This window comes from Arthrobacter sp. TJ-263, from assembly GCF_058269155.1.
In genome coordinates, this window is record NZ_JBZCNE010000003.1 from 323,231 (window position 1) to 335,375 (window position 12,145).

The following is a 12,145-nucleotide window of genomic DNA, read 5'->3' on the forward strand; positions in this document are numbered from 1 at the left end:
TGTACGCCCGCGGGCAACTGTCGGCCAGAGTCCTCCTGCCGCCCTTCCCGGGACGGTTTAGGGTGTGCGGATGGACCTGACGGAACAGTTCGAAGCCGAACGCCCACGCCTCGTGCGCATCGCGGCCGGCGTCCTCGATGACCGGGCCGAGGGCGAGGACATGGTGCAGCAGGCCTGGCTGCGCCTCCACGCCACCGACACCGTGATCGAGAACGTGCCGGGCTGGCTGACGGTCGTGACGACACGCCTCTGCCTCGATCGCCTGCGGTCCAGGGTGCCGGAGCCGACGGACACCGTGCCGGAAATCGACGCCGGCGCCGTCACCGACCCGGCCGAACAGCTGATCGAGGCCGCCAGCGTGGGCGTCGCCCTCCAGGTGGTGCTGCAACGCCTGTCACCGTCCGAACGGGTGGCGTTCATCCTGCATGACACCTTCGGCGTGGACTTCCGCACCATCGCAACCGTCCTCGCGGTCTCACCGGAGGCCGCCCGCAAGCTGGCGTCGAGGGCCCGGTCCCGGGTCTCGGCCCTTGCCCCGGACGGGACACCCGCCGATTGGGAGGTCGTCGACGCCTTCCTCGCTGCGTCCCGGGGCGGCAGCTTCGCGCGCCTGGTACACCTGCTCGCACCCGATGTCGTCGTCAGCGCCGATACCGAGGCGATCGAGGCCGGCACCCCGGCACGGCTGGAGGGCCGCGCGACGGTGGCGGCGATGTTCGACGGCGCCGCGACCACCGCCTTCCCGGTCTTCGTCGACGGGCGGCCCGGCGCCGCGTGGTTCCACCGCGGCGAGGCTCGGGTGGCGTTCGACTTCACGATCACCGACGGCGTCGTCAGCGCGATCACGTTCCGCGCACGGCCGGACGTCCTGAGCGCCCTCGTCCGGCGCGCGGCTGCGGAACGCACATGAGCTCACCGGTCACACTTCCGATGCCTGATTCGTCATCAGTACGAGGGCGGCGGACGCCGATCTCGTACACCGCACCCAGCGAAAGGGAACTCCCATGAAAACCATGACCTGCAGGCAGCTCGGCGGCCCCTGCGACCTGGCGCTCCACGGCGACTCCGCGGACGACGTCATCAAGGCCCAGGACCAGCACCTGAAGGACGCCACCACGGCCGGTGACACGCAGCACCAGGCGGCCCACGACGCGATGAAGGGCCGGTGGAAGAACCCGATCAAGGGTCTGGGCTGGTACAACGACACCAAGAAGGCCTTCGCCGCGCTGCCGGAGACCTGATCAGAAGCGCCGCTGCAACGCCACCGCCGCGTCGGTCACCTGCCGCCGGAGTGAGCCGGCCACGCATTAGCGCATGCTGATGTGACGTTATTTCTTGCACTTTGACGTTAGGACAACCTAACCTAAGCTCGTGCCCCTCAACGAGTCCGCCGTTCCCCCGTCCCTCGCCGTCGCGGGCCTCGGCGTCTCCTACGGCAGCCGGCAGGTCATCGAGTCCGTCTCCTTCGGCCTCGCGCCGGGCACGATCACTGCGCTCATCGGCCCCAACGGCAGCGGCAAGTCCACGCTCCTGCGCAGCATCGCGCGCCTCCACGCACCCGACGCCGGATCGGTCACGCTCGACGGCGGCGTGGACGTCCTCGGCCTCTCCCCCAGGGACTTCGCCCGTGCGATCACCCTCCTGGCGCAGAGCCGGCCGGTCCCCGGCGGCCTCACCGTCCGCGAGGTCGTCACCTTCGGCCGCCACCCGCACCGCAGCCGCTGGACGGGCCAGGACGGCGAGGGCCCCGCTGCCGTCGGACGTGCGCTGGAGCTGACGCGCACCACCGACCTCGCGGATCGCCCGGTCGCCGCGCTCTCCGGCGGACAGGTGCAGCGCGTCTGGCTCGCCAGCTGTCTGGCGCAGGACACCGGCGTGCTGCTGCTCGACGAACCCACCACGTACCTCGACCTCCGCTACCAGGTGGAGATCCTCGACGTCGTCCGCGATCTCGCCACCCACCACGGCGTGACCGTCGGCGTCGTCCTGCATGACCTCGACCAGGCTGCCGCCATCGCCGACCACGTGGTCCTGCTGGAGGACGGCGCCGTCATGGCCCAGGGCGCACCCCTGGAGGTCCTGACCTCCGAGAACCTGTCCCGCGCCTACGGCGTCCGCGTCGACGTCACCGTCACGGACGGCACCGTCCACACCCGCGCCGTCGGGCGCCATAATGCACCCCGCGAAGCCGTCCCGGCCCCCTGATCCGCTCCATCCCCGCGCCGTCCGCGCACGAACAGAAACGAACCCGATGACACAACCGAAGATCCTCGCTGCCCTCGCCGCGGCGGCCCTGCTCTCCCTCACCGCGTGCGGCACCACGGAGGAGGCCGCCGGGAGCTCCTCGCCCGAGGAGACCACGGCCGGCGAGAGCATCACCGTCACCGATGCACGCGGCAAGGAGGTCACGCTGGACGGACCCGCCGACCGCGTGGTGGCCACCGAGTGGAACGCCGTCGAGAACCTCGTGGCCCTCGGCGTGATGCCGGTGGGCGCCGCCGACGTGGAGGGCTACGCCCAGTGGGTGAGCGCCGAGCCGCTCGACGACTCCGTTACCGACGTCGGCGTGCGGGGCGAGCCGAGCATCGACACCCTCGTGTCCCTCACGCCCGACGTCGTCGTCGTCACCGACCAGCTCGTCGAGGGTGCGATCGAGCAGATCGAGAAGACGGTGCCCGTCGTCGTCGTCCCCGGCGGCGACACGACGGACAACCTCGGCCAGATGTACGAGAACCTCGACCTGATCGCCACCCTCACGGGCACCGAGGACCAGGCCGCGGACCTCAGGTCCGGTCTCGAGGCGCAGATCACCGAGGGCAAGGCCGCCATCGAGGCGGCGGGCGCCGCGGGCGCCCCGGTCGCGTTCTCCGACGCCTATGTCGACGCCGGCAGTGTGTCGATCCGCCCGTTCACCGAAGGCTCGCTCGTCGGGAACGTCCTCGCCCAGCTGGGCCTCACCGACGCCTGGGAGGTCGAGGGCGATCCCGCCTACGGCCTCGGCCAGACCGACGTCGAGGGCCTCACCGCGCTGCCCGAGGACACCCGCTTCTGGTACATCGCCAACGACGCCTTCGGCGATCCGTACCAGGACCGACTCGAGGACAACGCCGTGTGGAAGGGACTGCCGTTCGTCGAGTCCGGCGATGTGACGCGCTTCCCCGACGCCCTGTGGACGTTCGGCGGACCCAGTTCCATGGGACAGATCGTGGACGCGGCCGTCGAGGCCGCGCAGGCCGGACAGTAGCCGCCGTGCCGCCGGCAACCCTCACCCGGTCCGCTCCCGCACGGGCCGGGGCCCCCGCCGCCCGTCCGGCAGCGCGACTGGCCCTTGCCGGCGGCGTCCTCGCGGCAGCCACCGCGGTCCTCGCCCTCGTCCACCTCACCCAGGGCACCTCCAGCGTCGACGCCGCGGACATCCTCGGCCTGCTGGCCGGGAACAACGACGGCACCACCGGTGCCGTCGTCGCCGCGAGCCGCATCCCCCGGCTGGCTGCAGGGATCCTCGTCGGCGCCGCCCTGGGGGCGGCCGGCGCCGTCATGCAGTCGGTGTCGCGGAACGCCCTCGCATCCCCCGACACCCTGGCGGTGAACGCGGGCGCCCATCTCGCCGTCGTCGCCGTCGCGGCCCTCGGCCTGCAGGTGCCACTGCTCGGCGCGGTGGGAGTGGCGTTCCTCGGCGGCCTCGCCGCGGCAGCCCTCGTCCTCGCGCTCTCCGGAGCCGGGCAGTCCTCGAGCGTGCGCCTGGTCCTCGCCGGTTCGGCCATCGCGCTGGCGTTCGGCGCCCTCACCAGCGCCCTCCTGCTGCTGTTCTCGCAGGAGACCCGGGGGCTGTTCGCGTGGGGGGCCGGCTCCCTCGGGCAGAGCGGACTGGAGAAGGTCACGCTGCTGGCGCCGCTGGTCGGCGCGACGCTGCTCATCCTGCTCGTGAAGTCGCGGTCCCTGGACCTGCTCACCCTCGGTGACGATCAGGCGCGTGTCCTCGGGATCAACGTCCGCGGGACCCAGGTCCTCGCCATCGTGCTCGCCGTGCTCCTGTCCGCCGCGGCCGTCACCGTCGCCGGGCCGATCGGCTTCGTCGGGCTCGCGGCGCCCGCCGTCGTGCGCCTCGCCGCGCCCCGCATCGCCGGCCTGCACCGCCATCTCGCGCTGATTCCCGCCGCCGCGCTGATGGGCGTGTTCCTCGTGCTCGGCGCGGACGTCCTGCTGCGGGGTGCGATCGGCGCCGAGAGCGCGGTCGAGGTACCGACGGGCGTCGTCACCACGGTGTTCGGGGCCGTCTTCCTCGTGGCGCTCGCGCACCGGATGCGCTCGGACGGCCCCACCCGGGACGCCGCGCCCGTCTCGCTGCGCAGGGTCGGCGCCACCCGGAGCACCGCCGTGCTCGTGGCCCTGACCGTACTGCTCGCCGCAGCGACCGTCGCCGGCCTGCTGCTCGGCGACGCGAAGCTCCTCCTCGGGGATCTGGCCAACTGGGTGTCGGGCCAGGCCGGACCCGTGGTCTCGAGCGTGCTGGACGCCAGGGCTCCGCGCGTCGGAGCGGCCCTGCTCGCCGGCGCATCGCTCGGGCTGGCCGGGACCGCCATCCAGGCCGTGACCCGGAATCCCCTCGCCGAACCCGCGATCATCGGGGTCTCCGGGGGTGCGGGCGTGGGGGCGGTCATCGTCATCACGATCGTGCCGCTCGCCGGTTTCTGGACCGTCAGCGCGGCGGCCGGCGTCGGCGCCGCCGTGGTCTCGCTCGTGGTGTTCGGGCTGTCCTTCCGCGGCGGGATGCAGACGGACCGGCTGGTCCTGATCGGGATCGGCGTCTCCGCCGCGGCGACCGCCGTGATCACGCTGCTGATCGTCCTCACCGATCCGTGGAACGAATCGAAGGCCCTGACCTGGCTGTCGGGCTCGACCTACGGCAGGTCGCTGCAGCACCTCGTACCCATGACCGTCGCCCTGCTCGTGACCGTGCCGGTCGTCGCGTCCCTCCACCGGACGCAGGACCTCCTGGCCCTGGACGAGGACACGCCCCGCCTGCTCGGCATCCGGGTTCCACGCGCACGGCTCGTCCTGCTCACGGCCGCGGTCCTGCTCACGGCATCCTCCGTCGCGGGCATCGGTGTCGTCGGCTTCGTGGGTCTCGTGGCGCCCCACGCCGCACGGGCCCTCGTGGGCGCGTCACATCGGCTCATCCTGCCCGCCGCCATGCTGCTGGGGGCCGTCCTCGTCTGCCTCGGCGACCTCATCGGCCGGGCGGCGATCGCGCCGGCCCAGCTCCCGGCGGGCCTGCTCACGGTACTGCTCGGCACCCCCTACTTCGTCTACCTGCTGTTCAGGAGCCGGCTCAGCCGCTGACCGGGACGGCAATGCGGACCGGATCTGTCCGGCTCCGGGCTACCCGGCGCCGCCCTCGCGGCACAATCAGCACATGACTCTTCGCTGGTACTCCACCGTCATCGAATCCACCGATCATCGCGCCCTGGCGTACTGGTGGTCCGCCGCACTGGGCTGGGAGGTGATCTTCGAGGACGACGACGAGGCCGCGGTGGTACCGCCGTGGGCCCGCGCACTGGAGCCCACGCTGTCCTTCGAGCAGGTCCCTCCCGGCCTCGTGTTCGTCCCCGTGGAGCACGAGAAACAGGGGAAGAACCGCCTGCACCTCGACTTCGCGCCCCATGCCGGCGAGGACCGCGACGCCGAGATCGAGCGTCTGATCACCCTCGGGGCACGTCGCGTCGACATCGGCCAGGGGCCCGACGTCACGTGGGAGGTCCTGGCGGACCCGGACGGCAACGAGTTCTGCGTGCTGTCCTCACGGGAGCACTAGGACGAACGCCGAGAGGACAGGAACGACCGCCGAAAGCTGGTTTCGGCGGTCGTTCCCGGCGTTGCGGGAGGGCGGCGGGCCTACAGCTCGATGCGCTCCGTCTCGATGACTTCCTTCCGCACCTGGCCGCTGACGACCTCGTCATGCGTGTGGGCCTCGCGGCTGATCCGGACGCGCTCGATGGGCACCACGTCCACCTCGATGCGCGGCTTCTCCTCGTAGAGGACCATCTCGACCACGTCGCCGTTGAAGGCGGTCTCCACCGCCGAGTACAGGCGCTCACGCTCGGCCTTGCTGAAGGTGCCTGCACCGTCGTCGTACAGCGGCGCGCCATTCTGGACCGGCACGCGCTCGACGACGAGCTCCTCCCGCCGGATCTGCACGGTCATGGTGACGTCCTCCGTGACCACGCGCTTGACGAGGCGCACGCGCTCCGTCTCCCGGAGTTCGGTGCCGACGCGGAGCTGCTCCTCGGAGCGCGTCATGGACACCTCGTCGTCATCGGCCGCGCCGCCCACGAAGCCGGCGGAACGATCGGAGCGGTCGAAGCCGTCGGAGTGGCCGGACCGATCGGAGCGGTCGGCGAAGGCGTCGGCACGCGAGGAGCGGTCACCGGACGGCGCGGTTGCCATGCCGTCGTCGTCCGTTGCCGCCGCCATGAGACCGTAGTAGCGGAGCAGGTGCTGCTCCTCCTCGGGGCTGAGGTGACCGTCCTGCGACATCTTGGGGGAGTCGTAGACCGTGCTGTGCGGGTACGGCAGGCGCACGTCCTGGCCGTCGAGGGTGGCGTCGCGGAGGGGCGCGAAGGATTCCGGGTTGCCCGCCGTGTGGGTGGCGACGGTGACCCAGCTGGGGTCCCCGGTCGCGTCGTCGACGTAGAGCTGGCCCATGCGGCCCAGGACGGCTCCATCCTCGCTCAGCACGTTCGCGCCGGCATTCATGGCATCCTTCATCTGTTCAAGCGTGATCATCATGATCCTTTCGAGCGGTTGCTTCCCTTCACCGTAGGTCCCACCCGAGGTGATAGCAAGCATGCTTAGCACTCGGGGTGTACTTCATAATCCCCGGACCCCTCGGTGACCGGCGCACGCAGTCCTAGACTGTGCCGCATGCACCTGAGGCGGAGATCCCTTCGGGCGGCGCGCGTCTCGGACGAGTCGCACCGCGTCACCACCTTCGAGCTCTTCTTCGACCTGGTCTTCGTGTTCGCCTTCACGCAGGTCACCGGCTTCATGGCCCACGAGCACTCGTTCCTCGGAGTGCTGCAGGGCATGATCATCCTGAGCCTGCTCTGGTGGTCCTGGGTGGCCTTCTCCTGGCTCGGCAACCAGACGCACGTGGACGAGGGCATCATGCGCCTCGGCCTGGCCGTCGTCATGGTCGCCATGTTCATCGCAGCACTCGCCATCCCCGAGGCGTTCCACGACCTCGAGGGCGGCCTCAGCGGCCCCCTCGTCCTCGCGCTCGCCTACTTCGTGGTGCGCGTGATGCACCTGCTGCTCTACCTGTATGCGGCGATGGACGACAAACCGCTCCAGCGCCAGGTCCTCACCCTGTCCGTGGCGATGCTCCCGGGCTCTGCCCTCATCCTCGTGGGCGCACTGATCGGCGGGACGGCGCAGACCTGGTTGTGGGCGGCCGGACTGGCGCTGGACATCACCCTGACCTACCTCACCTCCACGGGCGGGAACTGGCGGCTGCCGTCGGCGGCACACTGGACCGAGCGTCATGGCCTGGTGGTCATCCTCGCGCTCGGCGAGTCGATCGTGGCCATCGGCGTCGGCGCGTCACGCGAGCCCGTGAGCACCCCGATCCTCCTCGGCGCGGTATTCGGGATCGCCCTCTCCGTGTGCCTGTGGTGGCTGCACTTCGACGTCACCGCGATCGCCGCCGAGCACCGGTTCGCGGCGCTACGCGGCTCTGAACGCATCTCGGCCGCCGTCGATGCCTACAGCTACCTGCACCTGCCCCTCGTGGCGGGGATCATCCTCTCCGCGTTCGGGGTGGAGGACGTTCTTGCGCACGTCTACGCCACGGAGGACTTCGGCCTGCTCGGCTCCTTCGCGCTCTTCGGCGGGGCCGCCCTGTTCCTGCTCGGCAGCTCCGCCTTCTGGCGCCGCATGGCCGGCTCCTGGAAGAAGCTGCGGCTCGTCGGCACCGCAGGCCTGCTCCTGCTCATCCCCGTCGCCGCCCCGCTCGCGCCGCTCGCGGCCCTCGCCCTGGCGTCCGTGATGGCCGCCGCATTGGTGGGTGCGGAGAGCGTGCTGGATGCCGGCGCGAGGGGGAGGATCAGGGAGCAGGACGCGGACGGCGAGCACTGAGCCGGGGCGGCGCTTCTAGGCGTCGTGCCGCAGACCGTAGGCGGAGCTCGGCAGGGAGCCGACGCTCCAGTCGGCGTGTGACGCCGGATGATCCGACGGCACATCCGCGCCGACGGTCCGCAGGAGGTAGCGCACCAGGAGTGCGGTGAGGACGATGACCAGGAGAATCAGCAAGATGTTCATGCATCGATGGTGATCCCGTCGGCGGTAGAAAAAGAGTGGCAGAAACGACCCATAACGCTCAAAAGCTGCCAAACTTGAAGCATGCTCACCAGGGTCGCCGTCATCGTTCTTCCAGGCCTCGCCGTCTTCGAGTTCGGCGTGGTCTGCGAGGTGTTCGGCGTGGACCGTTCGGCCCTCGGCGTAGGCCTTCCCGCCTTCGACCTCCGTGTCTGCACGCCCGTACCCGGGTTGATCCGGACGGCGTCGGGCGTGTCCCTGCAGGTCGACGACGACCTCACCCGCGCCGACGACGCCGACCTCGTCATCATGGCCCCCTTCCCGGACGGCACAGCAGTGCCCGGCGCCGTCCTGGACACCCTCAGGTCAGCGGACCGCCGGGGTGCTCGCATCTTCTCGGTCTGCTCGGGGGCGTTCGCCCTCGCCGAGGCCGGGCTCCTGGAGGGCCGGTCGGCGACGACGCACTGGAAGTACACGAGGAGCCTCGCGCAGGCCTACCCGGGCACCCACGTGGACGAGAACGTGCTCTACGTCGAGGACGGCAACCTCCTCACGAGCGCCGGCACGGCCTCGGGGATCGACGCGAGCCTGCATCTCATCCGGAAGGAGTTCGGCCCGAAGGCGGCGACGGCAATCGCCCGCGGCATGGTGGTGCCCCCGCACCGCGACGGCGGCCAGGCCCAGTTCATCGAGCGGCCCATCCCCGCCGAATGCGGCGCCTCCATGGAGGAACTGCTGGTGTGGCTCGGGGACCACCTGGACCAGGACGTCTCCGTGGCGACCCTCGCCCAACGCCTGCACATGAGCGAGCGGACCTTCGCCCGGCGCTTCCGCGCGGAGACGGGCACGACGCCGGCCGCGTGGCTCACCGGGCAGCGCCTGCTGCGCGCCCAGTCGCTGCTGGAGGAGACGCGCCTGACCGTCGACGCCGTCGCCCGCGCGGCAGGCTTCGGCCAGGCGGTACTGCTGCGCCACCACTTCCAGAAGGCCCTGGGCGTCAGCCCCGCCGCGTACCGCCGCACCTTCCGGGGATCGGACAAGGGCTGCGACCTCGACCTGCACGAACTCGAGGAGGAGTTCGGCGGGCGGGTCCTCAGCCGGTGACGCCCCGGATGACGAGGAACACCACCGGTAGATAGGCCACGCCGGCGAGGGTCTGCAGGGTGATCGTCGAGGCCATGAGGCGCGAGTCGCCACCGAGGGCCCGGGCCATCACGTAGGCGGAGGACGCCGTGGGCAAGGACAGGAAGAGGATCACCGTGGCGGCCGGCTCTCCCGTCAGCCCGAGCAGAAGGCAGCCGGCGACCCCGAGTCCCGGGAGCACCGCGAACTTGACGAAGGTGGAGAGCGCAACCGCGCCGAGATTCCTGCCCATGCTGCGGAGCTCGAGCGCCGCGCCGACGCAGAGCAGGCCGAGCGGCAGCGACGCCGTGCCGAGGGCCCGCACGAAATCGTCGAGGCCGGGCGGCAGGCCGACGCCGGTGACGTTCAGCAGGATCCCGATGAGGCAGCCGAGGATCAGCGGGTTCGTGGCGATGCTGCGGACAGTGCCGCCGACGGTCAGCCGCTCGGCTCCGTAGCGTGCGAAGGCGAGCGTGCAGAGGATGTTCACGAGCGGCACGAGGACGGTGTTGGCGATGGCGGCGAGCGCCACGCCGTCGGCCCCGAACAGGGCGAGGGCGATGGAGAGCCCCAGGTAGTTGTTGAACCGGATGCTGCCCTGGAGCACGGAGGTGAAGGCGGGGCCGTCGAGGTCGAGGCGGCGCTGCGCGAGGACCAGTCCGAGCGCCGTGAGGAGCACCGACCCGGCGAGGATCGGCGCCATCAGGGCGATCGGCAGCCCGGCGAGATCCGCCGTCGCGGTGCCGTTGATGAACAGCGCGGGCAGCAGGACGAAGTAGCAGAGCCGTTCGGCGGGTGGCCAGAATGCGGGTGCGAGGAAGGCGCGGGCCCGCAGGCCGTAACCGAGGGCGATCAGGCCGATCACGGGGCCGAGCGCAGCGAGGGTCTGGGCGATCACCGGGCCGGGGCGGTCACCAGCCCCGCGCCTGGAGCCATGCGGCGGCCAGGCCGCTCCACTGCTCGGCGGTACCCTGTCCCTCCGCGAGGCCCAGGCCGTGCTCACCCTCCTCGAAGACGTGGAGGGCGTGCGGCACGGCCTGGGTGGTGAGTGCCAGGCCGAGCCGGTAGGCATGCTCCACGGGGACGGCCTCGTCCGCGGCGGTGTGCCAGACGAAGAACGGCGGCGCGTCCCCGGTGACCAGTCGGTCCAGTGAGGTCGCGGCGCGGAGCGTCCCGTCCGCCTCGGACCCGAGCAGTTCGTCCTGCGATCCGCGGTGCGTCGCGAGTTCCATGGACACCACCGGATAGCCGAGCACGGCGGCATCCACGCGTTCGTCGTCGCGCGCCCCCGGGGCGAGCGCCGTGTGTCCGGCGAGATGCCCGCCGGCGGAGAAGCCGAGCAGCGCCACGCGGTCGACGCCGGCGGCGCGGACCCGGCGGATCTCGGCACGGACGGCGTCGAGCGGTCCGGGATGGCGGGTCTGGACGGGGTAGGCGAAGACGTCCGCGGACAGGCCGAAGGAGCGCAGCCGTTCGGCGACCACTTCACCCTCGTTGTCGGACAGCATGGTGTAGCCGCCTCCGGGCAGGACGATGACGTGGGAAGACTTCATCCCCTTACCGTACTGCGGCCGCGGCCAGTGGGGCGCGACCGGTCACCTAACCGGTTAATGAAGGGAGCCCCCGGCCGGAGGGCCAGGGGCTCGACGCGCATCCGGAGGAGCTGTCAGCCCTCACACTCGGCGCAGTACTTGTCGCCGTTCTTCTCGCGCGCCAGCTGGCTGCGGTGGTGCACCAGGAAACAGGACATGCAGGTGAACTCGTCCTCCTGCTGGGGGATGACCTGGATCAGGAGTTCCTCGTGCGAGAGGTCGGCGCCCGGAAGGTCGATGCCTTCGGCGGTCTCACCGTCCTCGACGTCGATCAGCGCGGTCTGCGTGGTTGCGCTGCGCTGAGCCTGAATTGCCTCCAACGACTCGTTGGCCGGCTGGTCTTCCGGACGAACGCGCGGCTCGTCGTAGTCGGTTGCCATTACGGTTGATCTCCTTCTATGGGCGGGAATGACGCCCAGATGCCACTCTCAACCTCGGCAGAGGCGGAAGTATTCCATATACCGGCTGCAATATACCGGTTACGGATGGGACTTTTCTCCATGCATCCCCACCACGTCGATCTGAACTTCGTTGTGACGGAAGACCCCGGGCGTGATAGGCGGATCGAAGCGCGCGTACCGGGGTTCACCCCGCGGCACGAAGGCTGCCTTCTCCGCGGCCGCCAGCAGTCCCTCGAGGTGCCGTTCGAAGGACGCCCGGCCTCCGCGACCGGAGAAGGACACGACGGCGGCGGTGGCTGCCGGCTTCTCCACCACGCGGATGCGAGGGTCGTCGGGGACCGGCGCGGTGGCGAGGGAGACGTCGGCGGGCAGCACGAACGCCACGGTGTGACCGGTCGGCGCCCTCTGCCGGGTCACCGGGGCCGTCGTCGCCGGCTGCTCGGATCTCCCCTCCCCGTGTGGACCGGCCGCCTGCTGTGTCACGGGCGCCGTCATGGCGAGCTGCCGCCCTGCGGTGTTCGCACCGAAGATGTACGAGGCGAGCATCCGGAACGCCGCGGTGCCGGCGTCGTCGAACGCGGCCTCGACGTCCACCTCGGCGACGACGTGCGCCGGGTAGGCCCGCAGTTCGAACCCCGGATAGGTGTCGATCAGGGTGTAGGGCTGCTGCTCAGTCATGCCGGGATGGTACGCCCCGATCCTGACCGTCGGCCG

At 70.9% G+C, this 12,145-nt stretch carries 14 protein-coding genes; 8 read left to right on the top strand and 6 right to left on the bottom strand.

The window, feature by feature from the left end:
* The first annotated feature begins 70 nt into the window (after positions 1-70).
* The 6 genes from AC4D2F_RS15650 to AC4D2F_RS15675 all read left to right on the top strand — a co-directional run bounded on the left by AC4D2F_RS15650 (position 71) and on the right by AC4D2F_RS15675 (position 5,815).
* A complete protein-coding gene (locus AC4D2F_RS15650) occupies positions 71-910 on the top strand; it encodes a sigma factor (RefSeq protein WP_490911408.1) in 840 nt (279 codons plus the stop codon).
* 94 nt (positions 911-1,004) lie between these two features.
* Entirely contained in the window at positions 1,005-1,241 is a 237-nt protein-coding gene (locus AC4D2F_RS15655; RefSeq protein WP_490911410.1) for a hypothetical protein, read from the top strand.
* Positions 1,242-1,371: 130 nt separating this feature from the next.
* Positions 1,372-2,205: an ABC transporter ATP-binding protein gene (locus AC4D2F_RS15660; RefSeq protein ID WP_490911412.1), complete on the top strand. Its 834-nt coding sequence runs from the start codon at positions 1,372-1,374 to the stop codon at positions 2,203-2,205.
* A gap of 46 nt (positions 2,206-2,251) precedes the next feature.
* Positions 2,252-3,244 (top strand): ABC transporter substrate-binding protein, encoded by a 993-nt coding sequence (locus tag AC4D2F_RS15665; protein WP_490911414.1) that lies wholly within the window; start codon positions 2,252-2,254, stop codon positions 3,242-3,244.
* 5 nt (positions 3,245-3,249) lie between these two features.
* Entirely contained in the window at positions 3,250-5,343 is a 2,094-nt protein-coding gene (locus AC4D2F_RS15670) for an iron ABC transporter permease (RefSeq protein ID WP_490911416.1), read from the top strand.
* 73 nt (positions 5,344-5,416) lie between these two features.
* Positions 5,417-5,815 carry a VOC family protein gene (locus AC4D2F_RS15675; protein WP_490911418.1) on the top strand — a complete coding sequence of 133 codons (399 nt, stop codon included), beginning with the start codon at positions 5,417-5,419 and terminating at the stop codon, positions 5,813-5,815.
* A gap of 80 nt (positions 5,816-5,895) precedes the next feature.
* Here the strand turns inward: AC4D2F_RS15675 and AC4D2F_RS15680 are convergent, their stop codons facing one another.
* Positions 5,896-6,789 (bottom strand): YsnF/AvaK domain-containing protein, encoded by an 894-nt coding sequence (locus tag AC4D2F_RS15680; protein ID WP_490911420.1) that lies wholly within the window; start codon positions 6,787-6,789, stop codon positions 5,896-5,898.
* Between the two features lie 135 nt (positions 6,790-6,924).
* Here AC4D2F_RS15680 and AC4D2F_RS15685 point away from each other — a divergent pair, with 135 nt between their 5' ends.
* Positions 6,925-8,136 (top strand): low temperature requirement protein A, encoded by a 1,212-nt coding sequence (locus AC4D2F_RS15685; RefSeq protein ID WP_490911422.1) that lies wholly within the window; start codon positions 6,925-6,927, stop codon positions 8,134-8,136.
* 15 nt (positions 8,137-8,151) lie between these two features.
* Here the strand turns inward: AC4D2F_RS15685 and AC4D2F_RS15690 are convergent, their stop codons facing one another.
* On the bottom strand, positions 8,152-8,319 hold the full coding sequence (locus tag AC4D2F_RS15690) for a hypothetical protein (protein ID WP_490911426.1): 168 nt from the start codon (positions 8,317-8,319) through the stop codon (positions 8,152-8,154).
* 81 nt (positions 8,320-8,400) lie between these two features.
* Here AC4D2F_RS15690 and AC4D2F_RS15695 point away from each other — a divergent pair, with 81 nt between their 5' ends.
* The gene (locus tag AC4D2F_RS15695; RefSeq protein WP_104167352.1) at positions 8,401-9,420 is read left to right on the top strand and encodes a GlxA family transcriptional regulator; all 1,020 of its coding nucleotides are present in this window, start codon (positions 8,401-8,403) and stop codon (positions 9,418-9,420) included.
* On the opposite strand, the gene AC4D2F_RS15700 is transcribed toward AC4D2F_RS15695, so the two are convergent.
* From AC4D2F_RS15700 to AC4D2F_RS15715, 4 genes are all read right to left on the bottom strand, one after another.
* Positions 9,410-10,336, bottom strand: a complete 927-nt coding sequence (locus AC4D2F_RS15700; protein WP_490911428.1) for an AEC family transporter — start codon at positions 10,334-10,336, stop codon at positions 9,410-9,412. The two genes, AC4D2F_RS15695 and AC4D2F_RS15700, sit on opposite strands and share 11 nt — an antisense overlap.
* Positions 10,337-10,349: 13 nt before the next feature.
* The gene (locus tag AC4D2F_RS15705) at positions 10,350-10,991 is read right to left on the bottom strand and encodes an alpha/beta hydrolase (protein ID WP_490911430.1); all 642 of its coding nucleotides are present in this window, start codon (positions 10,989-10,991) and stop codon (positions 10,350-10,352) included.
* A 113-nt stretch (positions 10,992-11,104) separates the two neighbouring features.
* On the bottom strand, positions 11,105-11,410 hold the full coding sequence (locus AC4D2F_RS15710) for a DUF4193 domain-containing protein (protein ID WP_043442948.1): 306 nt from the start codon (positions 11,408-11,410) through the stop codon (positions 11,105-11,107).
* Positions 11,411-11,509: 99 nt separating this feature from the next.
* Positions 11,510-12,109: an SOUL family heme-binding protein gene (locus tag AC4D2F_RS15715; RefSeq protein ID WP_490911433.1), complete on the bottom strand. Its 600-nt coding sequence runs from the start codon at positions 12,107-12,109 to the stop codon at positions 11,510-11,512.
* Between the last annotated feature and the right edge of the window lie 36 nt (positions 12,110-12,145).